Source organism: Enterobacter sp. ECC-249 (assembly GCF_043965265.1).
GTDB classification, from domain to species: Bacteria; Pseudomonadota; Gammaproteobacteria; order Enterobacterales; family Enterobacteriaceae; genus Enterobacter; species Enterobacter quasiroggenkampii.
The window spans coordinates 1,163,196-1,181,590 of the sequence record NZ_CP143660.1 but is presented as its reverse complement, the minus strand read 5'-3'; the positions used below and the strand labels follow the sequence as shown (position 1 = coordinate 1,181,590).

Below are 18,395 nucleotides of genomic sequence, written 5' to 3'. Positions count from 1 at the left end.
CTGTGAGTATTCTAACATTCACCCGCATCCACACTTCGACATTCATCACAGTTAATGAAAACTGCGTACAAATTTGCATTTCTGTAATGAGATCTTCTTCAAACTTTAGTGCGCAAATTGCCGACTAAAGCAGCAATACCCCCTGTGGGATCAAAAGCGCCAACAGGCAGGCTTTCTACAATCCGTTCATCATCCGCAGAACATTCAAGGAAGCGAATATGCCCCACTCCAGCCCCGACGCCCTGCAGCAACGTTGCCAGAACATTGTGACAAGCCCGGTGTTAACCCCGGAACAAAAACGTCATTTTCTGGCGCTGGAAGCGGAAAACAACCTGCCGTATCCGGCACTTCCTGAGGCCGCACGAGCCGCTCTGGACGAAGGTTTTATCTGCGACATGTTCGAAGGCCATGCGCCTTACAAACCCCGTTACGTTCTGCCGGACTACGCAAAATTCCTGGCTAACGGTTCAGAATGGCTGGAGCTGGAAGGCGCGAAAGATCTCGACGATGCTCTCTCGCTGTTAACCATCCTCTACCATCATGTTCCGTCCGTCACATCGATGCCGGTCTATCTCGGCCAGCTTGATGAGTTGCTGCAACCATATGTTAGAATTCTAACACAAGAAGAAATCAATAGCCGAATAAAACGTTTCTGGCGCTATCTTGACCGTACGCTGCCGGATGCGTTTATGCACGCAAACATCGGGCCTGCTGACGGCCCCATTACCCGAGCCATTCTGCGTGCCGATGCAGAGCTGAAGCAGGTCGCGCCGAACCTGACCTTTATTTATGATCCAGAGATCACCCCGGATGATTTACTGCTTGAGGTGGCAAAAAACATATGTGAATGCAGCAAACCGCACATTTCTAATGGCCCGGTGAATGATAAAATTTTCACAAAAGGCCGTTATGGCGTGGTGAGCTGTTACAACTCCCTGCCTCTGGCAGGCGGTGGCAGCACCCTGGTGCGCCTTAACCTCAAAGCCATTGCTGACCGTAGTACGTCCATTGAAGACTTCTTCACCCGCACGCTCCCGCACTACTGCCAGCAGCAAATGGCCATCATTGATGCCCGCTGCGATTTCCTGTATCAACAATCCGGCTTCTTTGAGAATAGCTTCCTGGTGAAAGAGGGGCTGATTGATGCCGATCGGTTTGTGCCGATGTTTGGCATGTACGGTCTGGCAGAAGCGGTAAACGCGCTCTGTGAGAAAGCAGGCATCGCGGGACGTTACGGCAAAGATGAGCAGGCCAACGCGCTGGGCTATCGCATCAGCGAACAGCTTGCGGTGTTCGTGGAAAACACGCCGGTGAAACACGGCTGGAAGCAGCGCGCGATGCTTCATGCGCAGTCGGGGATCAGCTCCGATTCGGGCACCACGCCGGGCGCACGCCTGCCCTATGGCGACGAGCCGGATCCCATCAGCCACCTGCTGGCGGTGGCTCCCCATCACAAGCACTACGCTTCCGGGATAAGCGATATCCTGACGCTGGATGAAACGGTAAAACGCAACCCGCAGGCGGTGGTTCAGCTGTGCCTGGGCGCGTTCAGGGCGGGTATGCGCGAGTTTACCGCCAACGTAGCGGGTAACGATCTGGTGCGCGTCACCGGCTATATGGTTCGCTTGTCGGATCTGGATAAATACCGGGACGCAGGGTCGAGAACGAACACCACGTGGCTGGGGGAAGAAGCCGCACGCAATACCCGAATTCTGGAACGTCAGCCGCGCGTGATTAGCCATGAACAGCAGATGCGCTTTAGTTAGTCAGGTCATTCCTTTTTCCTGCGTGGACGGGCCGGGCAGCCGCCTGGCCCTGTTCCTGCAGGGCTGCAACCTACGCTGTAAAACATGCCACAACCCGTGGACGATAGGCCGCTGCAACGACTGCGGGGACTGCGTACTCCACTGCCCGCACGACGCGCTGACCATTCAGGCTGGACGCGTCTGGTGGCAGGAGAGCGACTGCCAGCAGTGCGACACCTGCCTGCACCTGTGCCAGCAGCAGGCAACGCCTATGGCGCACCGCCTGAGCGTGGAGGAGATCCTCGCTCAGGTCCGCAAATCCGCACCGTTTATCGAAGGGATCACCGTAAGCGGCGGTGAAGCCACAACGCAATTACCGTTTTTAGTGACGCTGTTCACCGCAATCAAGGCCGATCCCGCCCTGCATCATCTGACCTGCCTGGTAGACAGCAACGGTTTGTTAAGCGAAACCGGCTGGCAAAAGCTGCTGCCGGTACTGGATGGCGCGATGCTGGATCTCAAGGCGTGGGGGAATGCGCATCACCGCTTTCTGACCGGGCGCGACAATCCGCAGATCAAGCAGAGCATCCGCTGGCTGGCAGATCGTCACCGTTTGACGGAGCTCCGCCTGCTGGTGATTCCGGGGCAGTGTGATTATCTGGAACATCTCAAGCCGCTGACGACGTTTATCCACGGGCTGGGGAATGTGCCGGTGCGCCTCAACGCATTTCATGCGCATGGCGTTTACGGTGAGGCGGCATCATGGCGCAGCGCCACGCCCGAGGACGTTGAGCCGCTGGCACTGGCGCTGGAAAAACAGAAGATAATGGTGATTCGCCCGGCGCTTTACCTATAGCGTAATGCCAAATACCGAACGGGTATTCTCAAGCAGCGCGTCGGCAATCACCTCTTCAGGCTCTTTTCGCAGTTCACACAGGGCGGTGAACACGCGCGCCGCCTGTTCCGGGCGATTCGGCTGGCCCTGAAAACCATTCAGCGGCATATCCGGCGCGTCGGTTTCCAGCAGAAGCGACGACAGCGGCAGCTGTGCCATCACGTCGCGGGTTTTACTGGCGCGCGGATAGGTAATGGTGCCACCCACACCAATTTTGTAGCCCAGTTTGATAAAACGCTGCGCCTGCTGCAGGCTGCCGGAGAAACCGTGCACGACGCCCCTGCGCGGCAAATCGATGCGCTTCAGGTGCATTGCCAGCTTATCGTGCGTGCGTCTGGAGTGTAGGATCACCGGCAGATCGTGACGCTTCGCCAGCCTGAGCTGCGCGTCGAGGATCGTCTGCTGGCGCTCAAAATGCGGGTCCTCGCGATAAAGATCGAGGCCGATCTCCCCGATGGCGACAAGCTTGTCGCCTGCGGTCTGCAGGATCTCATCAAGTCTCTCAATGTGCTCATCACGATGCCGTTCAATCACGATCGGATGCAGGCCGAGCGCCGCATAGAGCGCTGGGTGCCGTGCAGAAAGATCCAGCACGCGGGAAAAGTACGCCGCTTCCACTGACGGCACAATAATGGCCTGAACGCCTGCGTCAGCCGCTTTCGCAATGCTTTGCGCTTCATCCCCCGTAAACGGCGGGAAATCAAAGTGGCAGTGGGTATCGATAAAGCGGTGCGTCACGCCAGATCCTCGTTATCCAGTAAAGCATCGTTCGCCTGCGGAATATCCACCAGCGGCATCGTCAGGGGATCGTTGGCGACAATCGCCGGCGGCGTAATAATGCGTTTATGGCGATGAAGCGGCGGTTGCTCCGCCAGCATTTTCCCTACCGTCGCCAGGAAGTAGCGCCCGCACAGCCGCCCCGTTTTATAATCCATACGCAGCGCAGGGACGCGGCTCCCCAGCGCCATGCTCAGCAGCGGCTTAGGGGGATAGATTTCAAAAATACGCAGCTTACCCGGCGGCTTTTCAATAAAACGCTGCATCGCGCCGTAGGTGGTTTCATGCTGCTTCGCGATGTTCACCAGCGGCTGCAGGCTGCTGTCGCCCAGCCAGCGCTCCATCCGCTTAAACCACTGCGGGGTGTAATACATTTGCGACGGTACGGTACGGATCACCACAATGGTTTTCGCCCCGCGACGGGCGGCTTCCTGCACCGGCACCGCGTCACTGATCCCGCCGTCCAGATAGCTAATGCCGTCCAGCAGGGCACCGGTACGATAAAAACCGGGGATCGCGCTGGAGGCACGGATGATGTCCAGCCAGTTCTCTTTCTGAGGCGAAAAATAGCCCGGCGAATAGTCATCGCCCCGGCTGGCGCACATCCAGAATTCTTTACCGCTATCAAACAGGCGGGCCGCGGTGTCCATGGCCAGCGGCATCTGGCTGGAAGTTGATTCCAGCAGCCAGTCGAGGTCGATCAGGTTACCGCCGCGCACAAAGCGCACCGGATTAAAAAATTCTTTCGCCGTGGTGTAGCGCATGATGACCTTTCGCGCGTAGCCGGGCTGGTTACAGACATAGGCAGAGAGGTTCTGCGCCCCGGCAGACGTGCCGAAGTAAAGGTCAAACGGGTTGAACTGCGCGCGCATAAATTCGTCCAGCACGCCAGCGGTGAAAATGCCGCGCTGCCCGCCACCCTCGCAGACCAGCGCGAGTTGACCTGCGCGAAACGGTTTTAACGTCAGCGGCGCAATATTGCCGAGCGTAACGGGAATTCGTTGCCCCACCTCTGCTTTCCTGTTTTGATTATTTTATAACACCACAGTAACGCACCCGACCTGTTCCGCAAATAAGAAAAAGCCAGTCGCAGTGACTGGCTTTATTTTGTTGAAGGAATATTGCGTTTGCTACGGACGTCGACGCCCCGTAAACAGGCTGACCAGGAACAGAATAATACCCACAACGAAGACAATTTTAGCTGCCCATGCCGCTGTACCTGCCAGTCCACCAAAGCCCAATGCGGCGGCAATTAACGCGATAACCAGAAATATAATGCCCCAACGAAACATAAGCTTCTCCTTTACCATAGTTAATGTCGGCCGCTAAACGTGAGCGCTCAGGTCACCCACCGGCGTTTTTCCAGAGTCGTTCTTATATCGCCCGCAGGTGTTAGCCAGACGGGCGAATGGTCCAGATTTACTTCGTTTTCAGATCGTTTTTAACGCTTTTCACACCATCAATCGCTTTCGCGATGGACTCGGCACGTTCACTTTGCGCCTGCGAATCTACCGTACCGGAAAGCTGAACCACACCATCGGTGGTTTCCACTTCCACCTTACGGGACGGCACGATGTCATCTGCTAAAAGTTTAGCTTTGATTTCGCTGGTGGTGGCTGCATCACCGGCATAACCTTTCACCGACGCGTTTTTGCCGTCACGTACGTGCAGCTTATCGCTGACGGAGGCAACGCCTTCGACGCCTTTCGCCACTTTCACCGCCTGTTCAGCCTGAGCCTGGCTTTCAACAAAGCCGCTCAGCGTGACCACTTTCTTGTCGGTCTTAACGGAAATATCGGTGCTCTTAATGGCTTCATCATCCACCAGTGCGGCTTTCACTTTTGCTGTGATTGAGCTGTCATCCATGAAATTGCCGACTTTATTCATAGAGCTATCGATTTTTTGCCCTGCGCTGTCGGCCGTGGACTGTGCTTTATCCATGGTGCTGCTTTCCGCCAGAGCGGAGCCGCTCACCAGAATGCTACCCAGGGTTACAGCCAGCAGAGTTTTAGAAATCTTCAGTCTTGTCATATTCATCGATCTATTCCTGTGTTGACCCGTTATTCGGGCTACGTACTTCCTTAGTAGTTATATATATTGCGAATAAACACACGGGCAAAATGGATAACCTAAAGTCATGCATTGAACAGTTAATTTATCCACGCCCGGTGTTAAACACTGAGTTAAATATAGATCACTCTCACAGAGCCGCTTTCAGAATTGGGTAAAAAACGCGCGAATAGCGCGAAATTGCGTTGAATTAAGAACATTCCGCAAGGGATTAATAAGACAGGAATTAAAGAAGAGCACGGCGGCAGCCGTGCTCTGAGAGGGGATTAGTGCTCGCGGGTTTTACGGAACTGAACGTCAGGGTAACGTTCCTGAGTCAGGTTCAGGTTCACCATTGTTGGCGCGATATAGGTCAGGTTGTCGCCACCGTCCAGCGCCAGCTGAATTTCGTTCTTACGCTTAAACTCTTCGAATTTCTTCACGTCAGAACATTCGACCCAGCGCGCGGTCGCGACGTTCACCGATTCGTAAATCGCTTCTACGTTGTATTCGCTCTTCAGACGCGCAACGACCACGTCAAACTGCAGCACGCCGACCGCGCCAACAATCAGATCGTTGTTCGCAATCGGGCGGAAGACCTGCACGGCGCCCTCTTCAGAGAGCTGAACCAGGCCTTTCAGCAACTGTTTCTGCTTAAGCGGATCGCGCAGACGAATGCGGCGGAACAGTTCCGGCGCGAAGTTCGGAATACCGGTGAACTTCATCATTTCACCCTGGGTGAAGGTGTCGCCGATCTGGATGGTGCCGTGGTTGTGCAGACCGATGATGTCGCCCGGATAGGCTTCTTCAACGTGCGAACGGTCACCCGCCATAAAGGTCAGCGCGTCGGAGATGACAACGTCTTTCCCGATACGCACCTGGCGCAGCTTCATGCCCTTTTCATACTTACCGGACACCACGCGCATAAAGGCCACGCGGTCACGGTGTTTCGGGTCCATGTTGGCCTGAATCTTAAACACGAAGCCGGTGAACTTCTCTTCTTTTGCTTCCACTTCACGGGTGTCGGTTTTGCGCGGCATCGGCTGCGGCGCCCACTCCACCAGACCGTCGAGCATGTGGTCAACGCCGAAGTTACCCAGTGCGGTACCGAAGAAGACCGGGGTAATTTCGCCGCTCAGGAACAGCTCTTTGTCGAATTCATGAGACGCTCCCTTGACCAGCTCCAGCTCGTCGCGCAGCTGCGCGGCCAGCTCTTCCCCGACCGCCGCGTCCAGATCCGGGTTGTCCAGACCTTTAACAATGCGCACTTCCTGAATGGTGTGGCCTTTACCGGTCTGATACAGGTAAGTTTCGTCTTTATAGAGGTGGTAAACGCCTTTGAACAGCTTACCGCAGCCAATCGGCCAGGTGATTGGCGCACAGGCGATCTTCAGCTCGTTTTCCACTTCATCCATCAGCTCCATAGGATCGCGGATGTCACGGTCGAGTTTGTTCATAAAGGTGAGGATCGGCGTATCGCGCAGACGGGTAACTTCCATCAGCTTACGCGTCCTGTCTTCTACACCTTTCGCGGCGTCGATCACCATCAGACAGCAGTCCACCGCCGTCAGGGTACGGTAGGTATCTTCAGAGAAGTCTTCGTGACCCGGGGTGTCCAGCAGGTTCACCAGGCAGTCGTGATACGGGAACTGCATCACGGAGGTGGTAATCGAAATACCACGCTGCTTTTCCATCTCCATCCAGTCAGATTTTGCATGCTGGCTGGAGCCACGGCCTTTAACGGTACCCGCAGTCTGGATCGCCTGTCCGAACAGCAACACCTTCTCGGTGATGGTCGTTTTACCGGCATCCGGGTGCGAGATAATGGCAAAAGTGCGGCGCTTGGCCACCTCTTGCAGGTAAGGAGACAACGTCATAATTAAATCTTCTTTTATAAGCGCGGCAGCACGCCACGCATCATGGAATACAAAATTGCGGCTATTTTACCCATCAACGGGGGGCAGGCAATCATTGTTTACACAGGAGTTGCTCCAGTTCGTTCAACGACGTCACGGTCCAGGTCGGCTCGATGCCTTCAGGCTTCACGCGGCCATGCGCATTGAGCCACACGGTCGACAGACCGGCCTTCATGCCGCCCAGAATATCTGACTCTGCCGTATCCCCTACCATCAGGACACGATCGCGATCGGGATTTCCGGCCTGCGCCAGCGCGTAGTCGAAAATTCGCGGATCCGGCTTCGGCACGCCAACCTCTTCCGAGATCACCAGCGCGTCAAAATGATCGCGCAGGCCGGTGCGCTCAAGGCGGATCTGCTGCAGGGCGGTAAAACCGTTAGTAATGATCCCCAGTTTCACCTTGCCTTTCAACGCATTCAGCAGGGAAACCGCACCCGGCAGCGGCGCACAGATATCGGCCATGGCGTTAAGGAAAGCCTCGTTCAGCGTGCCCGGGCTGACCTTTAGGCGTTCCGCCCAGACGTCAAAGCGCTGGTGCTGAAGCTGTAACGCGGTGATGGCACCGTTCTGGTAATCCACCCACAGCGGTTTGTTGACCGCCTGATAGTCCTGAAAATCTTCAGCGGTGAAGGTTACGCTATAGTCGAGAAACATCCGCTGCAGGCCGCCGAACGAGTCGAACGTAAACAGCGTTTCGTCGGCATCAAAGAAAATCCAGTCCCATTTCATCGTTACAACCTTATTTTTTATTATCCAATCGGCAGAGCCATTATGATGGCGTCTTCACGTCCCTCTGCGGTGGGGTAGTAGTTACGGCGGATTGTCGCCTCGTTAAAGCCTAAGCTTTCATAGAGCGCGATGGCGGCGACATTCGACGCGCGCACCTCCAGCCACAGGGTGAAAACGTCACGGGTTTCGAGCTCACGGATGAGGTGCTTAAGCAGTTCTCTTCCCAGCCCACGGCGCTGAAACGCGGGATCAACCGCGATATTAAACAGCGTCGCCTCATCAAGAACAACCTGCGTGATCGCGAAAGCGGCCATGGTGCCGTCAACGTCCAGGCGGTAGTTCAGGTACCGTTCGCCCTGATTGCTGGCGAAGGTTTTTTCGCTCCACGGAAACGCGTGGGCGCGTGTTTCAATCGCGAACGCTGTGGACAGATCAGGCGTCGTGAGGGAAGAAATCGTGTTCATATTCGCAGATTTGTTGCCATAGCGCGCTGCGCGCTTTTGGGTTGGCTTTCAGTTCGTCCAGCGCTGGCGAGCAGATCTGGCTCCCCTGGAGGGGGATTTCGTTTGTCTCTCCGATACGCCAGCTGTTACAGCGGCTATCAGGAGGCAGCATCGCGACACGCTCTGGCGTCAGCTGTAAAACCTGGTCGGCCGTCATCTTCAGGCTGCGAAGGACATCATCGATCAGGGGTTCATTCAGGGCAGGCAGTTCTTCCGCCACCATCACCAGCCGTACGTGCGCAGGGATGGAAATGGCAATTTCGCCCTGCAACGCCGTCGGGCGACGCAAAGCCCACTGGGTGATGCCCAGTTGCTGCAACTGCCAGTCTCGTCGGGATGTCATAGGGAAAACTCCTGTCTCTCAGGCGCGCAAATATAGCAAATGTGTCGAAAGTGCGCCATCTACCTACTATAATCCCCGCCTGAGTTTATTGAGGAACAATTCATGTCTGCATTTACCCCGGCAAGTGAAGTCTTGCTGCGTCACAGTGATGATTTCGAAGAAAGCCGTATTCTGTTTGCCGGAGATATGCAGGACGACCTGCCTGCGCGTTTCGACTGTGCTGAAAGCCGTGCCCACACCCAATATTACCACCACTGGCAGGTGCTGAGCCGCCAGATGGGCGAGCGCGCGCGCTTTAGCCTGGTGGCGGAGCAGAGCGATATCGCCGACTGCGATACGCTGATTTACTACTGGCCGAAGAATAAACCGGAAGCCCAGTTCCAGCTGATGAACCTGCTCTCCCTGCTGCCGGTCGGCTGCGATATTTTCGTGGTGGGAGAGAACCGCAGCGGCGTGCGCAGCGCTGAACAGATGCTTGAAGGCTACGCGCCGCTGAATAAAGTCGACAGCGCTCGCCGCTGTGGTCTGTACCATGGCCGTCTGGAAAAACAGACAACGTTTGATGCGCAGGCGTACTGGGACGAGTACCAACTTGACGGCCTGACCATCAAAACGCTGCCGGGCGTGTTCAGCCGTGACGCGCTGGATACGGGCAGCAAGCTGCTGCTTTCCACCCTGACGCCGCACACCAAAGGCAAAGTGCTGGACGTGGGCTGCGGCGCGGGCGTACTTTCTACCGTGCTCGCCAGCCATTCACCAAAGGTGCGCTTAACCCTGTGTGACGTGAGCGCCGCGGCGGTTGAAGCCAGCCGCGCAACGCTTGCCGCAAACGGCATTGAAGGCGAGGTGATTGCCAGCAACGTCTTCTCCGACATCACCGGTCGCTTCGACATGATCATCTCTAACCCGCCGTTCCACGACGGCATGGAGACCAGCCTGGAAGCTGCGCAAACGCTGATCCGTGGCGCAGTCCGTCACCTCAACAGCGGCGGTGAGCTGCGTATTGTCGCGAACGCCTTCCTGGCGTACCCGAAAGTGCTGGATGAAACCTTCGGTTTCCACGAAGTGATCGCCCAGACCGGCCGCTTTAAGGTCTACCGTACCGTGATGACGCGTCAGGCCAAAAAGTAATCTCCACTCATGCTGGCCGGATAAGTGCAAGCACCATCCGGCTCCGCATGGCGCCTTCATCGGCCATTTTTGCAGCAATCAAGGTGTCGCGCGCACTTTTCTGTTGACGTAAAGCTGAAAACATCTAGAATGCGCCTCCGTGGTTACGATACTTTTACAGTATCGATGGTATGCGAAGGTGGCGGAATTGGTAGACGCGCTAGCTTCAGGTGTTAGTGTCCTTACGGATGTGGGGGTTCGAGTCCCCCCCCTCGCACCATAAATCACGATGATATTGCTCGCACTGGGCGAAGGTGGCGGAATTGGTAGACGCGCTAGCTTCAGGTGTTAGTGTCCTTACGGATGTGGGGGTTCGAGTCCCCCCCCTCGCACCAACGAGGCGATATCAAAAAATAGTAAGATGACTGTGCGAAGGTGGCGGAATTGGTAGACGCGCTAGCTTCAGGTGTTAGTGTCCTTAGGATGTGGGGGTTCGAGTCCCCCCCCTCGCACCAATTATCTTACATCCCTCCTGAAGTGCCTCTTTTTTTCCCTGTTATTTCAAACTCATCAGTATCACCAGAATTCCGCTGACCAGTGCTACGCATGATGGCAGTAAAACAAAGTGGCGCAGCTGCTTATGCCAGATCATGCCTGACGTGACTAACAGGCCTGACACAATGATGGCTTTCCAGGTATCAAGGGAGAGATCGGCAAACATCAACCCGCCGAGAATGGCTCCCGGTAGCAATACCCCCCAACCACTGCCAAGCGCCCTGTTCAACATGCTATGCCCTCTCACAACAATAATGATAATCAATATCATATGAAATACATTATCATTTGTCAGCTGAATGAATCAAAATCCATCGACCTTTACCTTTCCCGTAATGACAGGAATTGCCTAAGGTGATAAATTGCACACCTGTTAACAACCTCTAAAGATTTTCTGATAATTACTCTTTGAGTTTTTTGCATGTTTTATTGCGAAACGGCACCTACTTATTTGTTTTAATTAAATTTTAATAAAAACGCACGACTATGACATCACAATCCTGGCGGTCTTTGGTTCACAGAAAATATCAATTGTCGTTACGTTTATTTTTATTTCTTAACGCAATCTCAGCGGTGTTCTCGGTAACAAATCCGCTCAATTCTGTACGCCTGTTATCTGCGCCACTTATTGCTATTTTCTCTATCAGCACCGGCCTGTTCGTCTGGCACTGGAGAAAGCGCGCGCGGAAGATAAATATTCCCGTTGTTTCAGGGATCTTCGGTATTTTGTGGGCCTGGCAAATTGTGTCTAAATTCGCCTTAATTACCCACGACCACGCGACGTATTTGTTGATCGCCCTATTAACGGTACTTTTTATCGGAACGCTGGCATTCGCCAGTAATATCAAAGCATTTACGCTGCACTCATTACCCACCTTTATTGTCTGCATGTGGCTAAGCGATCACGATATATGGCTGAGAATGACCTATTCTTTCGCACTTCCTGTGGTGGCAATTGCTATTCATAACATTTTGCAAACACGTAACGATCGTTTCGCTCAGGAGTTGCTCTCTCGCCTGCTGGAAGAGCGAGAAACCCTTACCGATCTCAGCATGATGGACCCGCTTACCGGGCTTTATAATCGTCGCGGTCTGCAAAGCCGTCTGGAGAATCTGCCGACGGTAGAAAATGGCGAGCACTTTGTCCTGCTGATGGATATCGACCACTTCAAAGCCTATAACGATCATTATGGCCATATGATGGGCGACCAGGCGCTGAAGCGCGTCTCTGCGGCAATCCGCGACGCCGTGCGTTCTCGCGATATTGTGGCGCGTTTTGGCGGGGAAGAGTTTATGGTGCTGCTGACCAACATTTCACTTGAGCATGCCCGCCAGACGGCCGAGCGGATCCGTCAGAAAGTCTACGATTTGAAAATCCCGCATCTGTTTAACGAAAGCGTCGCGACAAACGTCACCATCAGCATTGGTATTGCCATTTTCGGGGATGATGACGTGGAAGGCGCGCTGGAAAAAGCGGACAAAGCCCTCTACGAAGCAAAGCATATGGGGCGTAATAACATTCTGTTGAGTGAAGAGCTGCAGACGGCGTAAACATCACTGCGATGTCACCCGGACAAAAGTCTTGCCATTGGTATGAGCAATAGTTAGGATTGGCAATCATTATCATTTAGATTTCTATCTATACTATGGCCACGCAAACCGCACACATCGTCGAACCCATCCTCTGGCGAGCGCCCCTCACCAGCGGGAATGCTTCGCTTGCGGATGCCATACGGGATAAGATTGCGGAAACGCGCGCCCACCTGCTGGACTTTATCCGGCTTGATGAAGCGCACCCGAACCACGCCATGACGCTCTCAGAGTGGCGCCAACCGGCAAAACTGCAGTCTCTGCTGGCCACCTATTCCGACCATATCTATCGCAATCAGCCCACCCTTACGCGGGAAAATAAACCCCTGCTCTCTCTCTGGGCGCAGTGGTATATCGGGCTGATGGTGCCTCCCCTCATGCTGGCGCTGTTAACACAGAAGAGCATGCTGGAGCTCTCGCCGGATAACTTCCACGTCGAGTTTCACGAAACCGGGCGTGCGGCCTGCTTCTGGATTGATCTGCACGAAGACCAGAACGCGGAACGCCTGACGGCTCAGGAACGCATGGAGAAGCTTATCACTCAGGCCCTGGTACCGGTGGTGGAAGCGCTTGAAGCGACGGGAGAGATTAACGGGAAACTTATCTGGAGCAATACGGGATATTTAATCCACTGGTATTTAACAGAAATGAAGCCGCTGCTCGGTGATGAGAACGTTGAGGCCCTGCGTCAGTCCTGTTTCTTTGCCAAGCAGCTTTCCGATGGCCGTGACAACCCGCTATTCCGCACCGTTGTACTCCGTGATGGGCTTCTGGTTCGCCGCACCTGCTGCCAGCGCTATCGCCTGCCGGACGTTAAGCAGTGTGGGGATTGCACGCTGAAGTAGAGCAGTGAATTGCCCGGTGGCGCTTCGCTTACCGGGCCTACAAAACCGGACCCGGCGTAAACCCTCTCACACAAGGAGAGGGAACAAACACTAAAAACGGCAACCTGCGTTGCCGTTTTGTTTTTACCTATGCCACCTGCTGATTGTCCTCTTCCGCGCTACGCTGCGCTTCTTCCGCTTCCTGCTCCAGCAGCTGCTTCTCATACACTTTGAAGAACGGGAAGTAGATGATTGCCGATACGCAGGCCAGAACCACAACCAGAATAGCTGCGCGGAAATCCCAGCCCAGAGCCCATGCTGCGCCTATTGGCGCCGGTGCCGTCCAGGGAACTACTGAGATGACGCGCCCAATCAAATCAAACGTCATCGCCGCCCACGCCAGCACGGCGTTAACCATCGGTGCCAGCAGGAACGGAATAAAGAACACCGGGTTCATCACAATCGGCGTACCGAAAATGACAGGTTCATTGATGTTAAAGAAGCTGGGTACCACGCTTAAACGTCCGATAGAGCGTAAATGCGCTGAACGGCTACGCAGATAGCAAATCACCAGCCCCATCGTCGCTCCCGACCCGCCAATCACGATAAAGAACGTCCAGAACGCCTCCATAAAAATATGCGGTAGAGGCTGGCTGGCGGCCAGAGCGGTCTGGTTCGCGCCCAGGTTAGTGAGCCAGAACATCTGCAGCATCCCGGAGACAATGGCGGCGCCGTGGATCCCGGCGAACCACAGCAAATGGCCAATCAACACGGCCAGCAGGATCGCAGGCAGGGAATCCGCGGCGGAAACCAGAGGTTTAAAGACCGACATAATAGCCTGCGGGATCAGCATGCCGAACTGAGACTGAATAACCAGGCTCATAGGATAGAGCGTCAATACCACTACCAGCACAGGAATGAGCAGATCAAAAGAGTTTTTGATCATCGGAGGTACCTGGTCTGGCAGGCGAATACCGATGTTGTGCGCCTTGAGGAAACGCATCATCTCAACGCAGTAGATCGCGACCAGAATCGCGGTAAAAATGCCCGTCCCACCCAGGCTATCGACTGGCAGCGTGCCTTTAGTTTTCGGTGCCGCGACCAGCAGAAACGCCATCAGCGACAGCATGGCGCACATAAACGGGTCCAGCTGATGAGATTTGACGTAGTGTTTGCCAAGGTTATAGGCGATGGCCGCACAGATATAAATGGACATAATGCCCATCGTCATATCAAACGGCGTCAGGATCTGGCCTTCAAACTGCTTCGCCATATCCAGCCAGGCGCGGGCGAAACCCCACGTGGTATCAGGCGAAAAAGGTGGGTAAGCGAACACTAGCAAGAATGAACCCACAATCATAAATGGCATCGCGGAGATGAATCCATCTCGAATAGCCATAACATGACGCTGGGAAGAGATCCGCCCGGCAATCGGGCTAACGTAATTTTCAACGAAACGGAATATCAGGTTAAACGCAGCATGGTTGGCAGACATGGCAGATCTCCTGTCAGACGTTTGTTACGGGCACTTTCGCGCCGCACGTTGTTCCATAAATCAGCTTCACAACCTTGCTGGCTTGTGTACCAGTGGTACTGCTCAGACGAAATGGTTTCATAGTTTGCTCTTATTATTGGATACAGGGGACGTTACGTACTCAGTATTAATCGACGCATCACGCTCTGCAACCGGTTACTGTAACCGGTTTCTGTGAATGTGAAGAGGATCCAGAAATCAGCCGTCTGGAATATTTGTTACTGAAGAGATATTTACAGAGCATAAATTCTTATGACAGATTACGCAGGATATTTGTCAGGAGGAAACAATGAGTTTGCAGTCTGTACAGCAGTTTTTTGCCGACAACGCGCCGGATATAGATGTAATAGAACTTAGCCAGAGTACCGCTACCGTTGCGTTGGCTGCTGCCGCCCATCGTGTTGAACCGGGACAAATCGCCAAGACCTTGTCATTAAAGGTGAAAAATGAGGTGATACTGGTAGTGGCGAAAGGCGATGCGCGCCTGGATAACAAAAAGCTGAAAGACACGTTTGGTGCGAAAGCGCGCATGCTCAGCAGTGATGAAGTAGTGACCATCACCGGTCATCCCGTTGGCGGCGTGTGCCCGTTCGGCCTGGAAAATCCGCTCGCGGTTTACTGCGATATCTCATTAAAGCAGTACGCCGAAGTCCTGCCCGCCGCAGGCGCAATTCATAGTGCCGTGCGTATTTCACCTGACAGAATGGCAGAGCTGACTTCTGCAAAATGGGTTGATGTTTGCATCTGATTGATGCGCCAGAGCCTGTCTGGCGCGCAACAGGCAGGTTATAAAAAGGTCGGCTTGTTAAGTACCGAACTTTGCGGTTCTCTTAGCGGAAGGTGGGTAATAATATCCGCCGCATCGAGCAGCCCTACGTCAGAGTTCACCCCCAGTTTCACCATCGCATTAAACTTATGCGCCCGTATGGTCTTAATATTGCGTTCAAGCTGTGCCGCGATTTGAGGTATGGAATAGCCGCAAGACATATACCGCAATATGGCCCTTTCCGTTGGGCTTAACATTCTGCTTTGACTCCGGTACCAGTGATTCATCATATTGTCATTTATGCGCAGGGTTTCACTCAACAACATCATGAATTCCTTCTGCAGGTGCTCAAGCGTCAGCGATTTACTCACCACACCGTGAAGGCGTGACGGGGAAAGATGACTAATTAATCTTGCTTCCATCTCGTCAGCGACCAGGATAATGCGCTGGATATGGCTATGCGTAAACGCAAAATCCCGCAGGTGCGCCAGGCAGCTACGACGCTCTTCTCGCGCATCGGAATATGAATAGATCAGCGAGAAAAAATTGACGTGCTGAAGTGCTTTCTTAAAGCTGTCAAATTCACTAAACAGATGCAGCTGATAATGATTCAGGCCGGGCATCGCAAAAAGATGCTGTAGCCCAACAGCACTCATCGTGCAATTTTCGACGATGGCGATATGTCTTGTTGAATCGGTTTTTTCCATTCCTCGAACTCTCCATAGGCTGACATCAAACTCAGCTCTCGCATTCCCTGTGTGCTGTTTATCCAGGCGTACATATCGGCATTACTGCGTAATGACAGGCGTCGCATCGCACTGTTTTTCTGCGCACTGATAGTTTTATTACTTTTCTTGAGCAACGCGGCGATTTGGTTAATCCCCCATCCTTTACCTAACAGTCGCAATACTTTGCGTTCGGAGTACGTTAGCGTAATAACGTGTTCGTCTTCATCCTCCGCACTTTTATTTTCAGGGGCTAACAACGTCTGGCTCACCCGCTCTGCGCGTTCCCTACCTGCCCGAATAGCGTTAACTAAGCCTTCAATGGGTTCCATATCAGAAAGCAACGTACTTTCCGGGCGCACAAGTAACTCAACGGCAATAGGGTTAAGCGGACGCGAAACTAAAAAGATCCAGTGAATGTTCCGGTATTGATTCAATAAACTGAAATACTCTTCGAGCGCGCCCCGAGGATTCCAGTATTCGCCTGAGATATCGGCAATGATGACGTCAGCGCTGCGTAACTGGAGCAGAGTTAACTCCTGCAATGAGCCGCAAAAGGTCAATTCAAATTCGGGGAAATGGCGAGTCATTACGCCTCCTAACCCGTTTTGCATCACCGGTATCCGGCTAATGATAACGCTATGCTTACCGTGCAAAGACAACATAGACCCTCCGTGTCCATTCTTCATTTGATGAGTAACATTAAAACGCATCAACGTATGAGTATTTTCGTCCCTGAATGTAAAGCAGGTTAATACAAGCAGAAGATGAGATGTATTCGTAGTTTAAGAAATGCCTAAACAGCAGTAATATCTCACAAAGCGAAATTAAATTTAATTGCAGTTTCATTAAAATAACTACAATATAAAATTAGAATAACTAAATATATATAACTTATCTTTTAATAAAATTAATTCACCAAAATGATGAATAACTCCCTTCCGCGATTAGGGGGACAGCAACTGTTTGCATAAACCTTGATCTGGCCCACAGCAAGAGGCTCTGCATTTTGTGCTAAAAGTAGTCGCTATGGGCCAACCGGCAACTTTCCATTTTCTTCAGGACAATACATGCAGGCAGATCGGTCAACGCAGCGTGCTATCACGCGGCTATGTATTCAGTGCGGTCTTTTTCTGCTCCAGCACGGCGCGGAAAGCGCGCTGGTTGAAGAGCTTTCCACCAGGCTGGGGCTGGCGCTGGGTATGGATAGCGTTGAAAGCGCTATTTCATCCAACGCCATCGTGCTGACCACAATCAAAGACGGTCAGTGCCTGACTTCCACCCGCAAGAATCACGACCGCGGCATTAACATGCACGTCGTGACCGAAGTGCAGCACATCGTCATCCTTGCTGAACATAAGCTTCTCGATCTCCATGAAATTGAAAAACGGTTCAACCAAATTAAGCCATTACGTTATCCGCGCTGGCTTGTGGTGTTGATGGTAGGGCTGTCGTGCGCCTGCTTCTGTAAGCTCAATAAAGGCGGCTGGGACGGCGCTATCGTCACCTTTTTTGCCAGCAGTATCGCCATGTATGTTCGCCAGATGCTGACGCACCGGCAGCTGCATCCGCAAATTAACTTCTGCATTACCGCGTTTGTCGCCACCACGGTTTCCGGCCTGCTGCTGCGCCTGCCGCAGTTTGCCGCTACCCCGACGATTGCCATGGCCGCGAGCGTGCTTCTGCTGGTCCCGGGCTTTCCGTTGATTAACGCCGTCGCCGACATGTTTAAAGGGCACATCAATACCGGTCTGGCACGCTGGGCAATTGCCAGCCTGCTGACGCTGGCGACCTGCATCGGCGTAGTGATGGCCATGACACTCTGGGGGTTACGCGGATGGGCGTGATAGATTTTCTGCTGGCGCTGGCACAGGACATGCTCCTGGCCGCTATTCCTGCCGTTGGCTTTGCGATGGTATTTAACGTTCCGCAACGTGCTCTGCGGTGGTGTGCGCTGCTGGGCGCGATTGGTCATGGCTCTCGCATGGTGATGATGACCGCGGGTTTTAACATCGAATGGTCAACATTTATGGCCTCCATGCTGGTTGGCAGTATCGGCATCCAGTGGTCGCGCTGGTACCTGGCGCATCCCAAAGTGTTCACCGTCGCCGCCGTGATCCCGATGTTCCCGGGCATATCGGCGTATACGGCGATGATTTCCGCGGTGAAAATCAGTCATTTTGGCTACACAGAGCCTCAGATGATCCTACTCCTGAGCAACTTTCTCAAGGCGTCGTCCATCGTCGGCGCGCTCTCCGTCGGGCTGTCGATCCCCGGGCTGTGGCTGTACCGCAAACGCCCACGCGTTTGATATTTGTGTTATTTCGCTGCCG

General features: G+C 53.6%; 20 protein-coding genes and 3 tRNA genes. 11 read left to right on the top strand and 12 right to left on the bottom strand.

What is annotated here, in order from left to right; genetic code table 11:
- Positions 1–218: 218 nt before the first annotated feature.
- Both V1587_RS05725 and V1587_RS05720 read left to right on the top strand, forming a co-directional pair.
- A complete protein-coding gene (locus V1587_RS05725) occupies positions 219–1,766 on the top strand; it encodes a YjjI family glycine radical enzyme (protein WP_371899484.1) in 1,548 nt (515 codons plus the stop codon).
- The gene (locus V1587_RS05720; protein ID WP_371899483.1) at positions 1,741–2,601 is read left to right on the top strand and encodes a YjjW family glycine radical enzyme activase; all 861 of its coding nucleotides are present in this window, start codon (positions 1,741–1,743) and stop codon (positions 2,599–2,601) included. Before V1587_RS05725 ends, V1587_RS05720 begins: the two co-directional genes overlap by 26 nt.
- Here the strand turns inward: V1587_RS05720 and V1587_RS05715 are convergent.
- From V1587_RS05715 to V1587_RS05680, 8 genes are all read right to left on the bottom strand, one after another.
- Positions 2,596–3,378 (bottom strand): TatD family hydrolase, encoded by a 783-nt coding sequence (locus tag V1587_RS05715; RefSeq protein ID WP_371899482.1) that lies wholly within the window; start codon positions 3,376–3,378, stop codon positions 2,596–2,598. The genes V1587_RS05720 and V1587_RS05715 overlap by 6 nt on opposite strands.
- Positions 3,375–4,427, bottom strand: coding sequence for a patatin family protein (locus V1587_RS05710; protein WP_371899481.1), 1,053 nt, complete (start codon positions 4,425–4,427; stop codon positions 3,375–3,377). Before V1587_RS05710 ends, V1587_RS05715 begins: the two co-directional genes overlap by 4 nt.
- A gap of 120 nt (positions 4,428–4,547) precedes the next feature.
- The gene (locus V1587_RS05705; protein ID WP_003856556.1) at positions 4,548–4,709 is read right to left on the bottom strand and encodes a DUF1328 domain-containing protein; all 162 of its coding nucleotides are present in this window, start codon (positions 4,707–4,709) and stop codon (positions 4,548–4,550) included.
- Between the two features lie 127 nt (positions 4,710–4,836).
- The gene (gene osmY / locus V1587_RS05700) at positions 4,837–5,454 is read right to left on the bottom strand and encodes a molecular chaperone OsmY (protein WP_395314531.1); all 618 of its coding nucleotides are present in this window, start codon (positions 5,452–5,454) and stop codon (positions 4,837–4,839) included.
- Positions 5,455–5,753: 299 nt separating this feature from the next.
- Entirely contained in the window at positions 5,754–7,343 is a 1,590-nt protein-coding gene (gene prfC / locus V1587_RS05695) for a peptide chain release factor 3 (RefSeq protein WP_028015433.1), read from the bottom strand.
- Positions 7,344–7,434: 91 nt separating this feature from the next.
- Entirely contained in the window at positions 7,435–8,112 is a 678-nt protein-coding gene (gene yjjG, locus V1587_RS05690; RefSeq protein ID WP_008502077.1) for a pyrimidine 5'-nucleotidase, read from the bottom strand.
- Between the two features lie 20 nt (positions 8,113–8,132).
- Positions 8,133–8,576, bottom strand: coding sequence for a ribosomal protein S18-alanine N-acetyltransferase (gene rimI, locus V1587_RS05685; protein WP_371899480.1), 444 nt, complete (start codon positions 8,574–8,576; stop codon positions 8,133–8,135).
- Positions 8,545–8,958, bottom strand: coding sequence for a DNA polymerase III subunit psi (locus tag V1587_RS05680; protein ID WP_033144572.1), 414 nt, complete (start codon positions 8,956–8,958; stop codon positions 8,545–8,547). The genes rimI and V1587_RS05680 overlap by 32 nt, the downstream gene beginning before the upstream one ends.
- A 102-nt stretch (positions 8,959–9,060) precedes the next feature.
- Here V1587_RS05680 and rsmC point away from each other — a divergent pair, with 102 nt between their 5' ends.
- The 4 genes from rsmC (at position 9,061) to V1587_RS05660 (ending at position 10,583) form a co-directional block, all read left to right on the top strand.
- Complete coding sequence (gene rsmC, locus V1587_RS05675) at positions 9,061–10,089, top strand: 16S rRNA (guanine(1207)-N(2))-methyltransferase RsmC (RefSeq protein ID WP_371899479.1); 1,029 nt, start codon at positions 9,061–9,063, stop codon at positions 10,087–10,089.
- 172 nt (positions 10,090–10,261) lie between these two features.
- Positions 10,262–10,348: transfer RNA gene (locus V1587_RS05670), tRNA-Leu, on the top strand.
- 28 nt (positions 10,349–10,376) lie between these two features.
- Positions 10,377–10,463 (top strand) — tRNA-Leu (locus tag V1587_RS05665).
- 34 nt (positions 10,464–10,497) lie between these two features.
- Positions 10,498–10,583 (top strand) — tRNA-Leu (locus V1587_RS05660).
- A 41-nt stretch (positions 10,584–10,624) separates the two neighbouring features.
- Here V1587_RS05660 and V1587_RS05655 read toward each other — a convergent pair.
- Positions 10,625–10,894, bottom strand: coding sequence for a DUF1435 domain-containing protein (locus V1587_RS05655; protein WP_371899478.1), 270 nt, complete (start codon positions 10,892–10,894; stop codon positions 10,625–10,627).
- Positions 10,895–11,109: 215 nt separating this feature from the next.
- Between V1587_RS05655 and V1587_RS05650 the strand changes: the two genes are divergently transcribed.
- Both V1587_RS05650 and fhuF read left to right on the top strand, forming a co-directional pair.
- Positions 11,110–12,174: a GGDEF domain-containing protein gene (locus V1587_RS05650; protein WP_371899477.1), complete on the top strand. Its 1,065-nt coding sequence runs from the start codon at positions 11,110–11,112 to the stop codon at positions 12,172–12,174.
- Positions 12,175–12,269: 95 nt separating this feature from the next.
- Positions 12,270–13,058 (top strand): siderophore-iron reductase FhuF, encoded by a 789-nt coding sequence (gene fhuF / locus V1587_RS05645; RefSeq protein WP_371899476.1) that lies wholly within the window; start codon positions 12,270–12,272, stop codon positions 13,056–13,058.
- A gap of 127 nt (positions 13,059–13,185) precedes the next feature.
- Here fhuF and V1587_RS05640 read toward each other — a convergent pair whose 3' ends face one another.
- Entirely contained in the window at positions 13,186–14,532 is a 1,347-nt protein-coding gene (locus tag V1587_RS05640; RefSeq protein ID WP_395314530.1) for a PTS sugar transporter subunit IIC, read from the bottom strand.
- Positions 14,533–14,860: 328 nt separating this feature from the next.
- On the opposite strand from V1587_RS05640, the gene V1587_RS05635 reads away from it, so the two are divergent.
- On the top strand, positions 14,861–15,319 hold the full coding sequence (locus V1587_RS05635) for a YbaK/EbsC family protein (RefSeq protein WP_008502085.1): 459 nt from the start codon (positions 14,861–14,863) through the stop codon (positions 15,317–15,319).
- Positions 15,320–15,357: 38 nt separating this feature from the next.
- On the opposite strand, the gene bglJ is transcribed toward V1587_RS05635, so the two are convergent.
- A complete protein-coding gene (gene bglJ / locus V1587_RS05630; RefSeq protein WP_371899516.1) occupies positions 15,358–15,993 on the bottom strand; it encodes a DNA-binding transcriptional activator BglJ in 636 nt (211 codons plus the stop codon).
- A complete protein-coding gene (locus V1587_RS05625) occupies positions 15,990–16,727 on the bottom strand; it encodes a LuxR C-terminal-related transcriptional regulator (RefSeq protein WP_371899474.1) in 738 nt (245 codons plus the stop codon). The genes bglJ and V1587_RS05625 overlap by 4 nt, the downstream gene beginning before the upstream one ends.
- Positions 16,728–17,132: 405 nt before the next feature.
- Between V1587_RS05625 and V1587_RS05620 the strand changes: the two genes are divergently transcribed.
- Together V1587_RS05620 and V1587_RS05615 are read left to right on the top strand one after the other, a co-directional pair.
- Entirely contained in the window at positions 17,133–17,909 is a 777-nt protein-coding gene (locus V1587_RS05620) for a threonine/serine exporter ThrE family protein (protein WP_371899473.1), read from the top strand.
- The gene (locus V1587_RS05615) at positions 17,900–18,373 is read left to right on the top strand and encodes a threonine/serine exporter (RefSeq protein WP_371899472.1); all 474 of its coding nucleotides are present in this window, start codon (positions 17,900–17,902) and stop codon (positions 18,371–18,373) included. The genes V1587_RS05620 and V1587_RS05615 overlap by 10 nt, the downstream gene beginning before the upstream one ends.
- Positions 18,374–18,395: the final 22 nt, after the last annotated feature.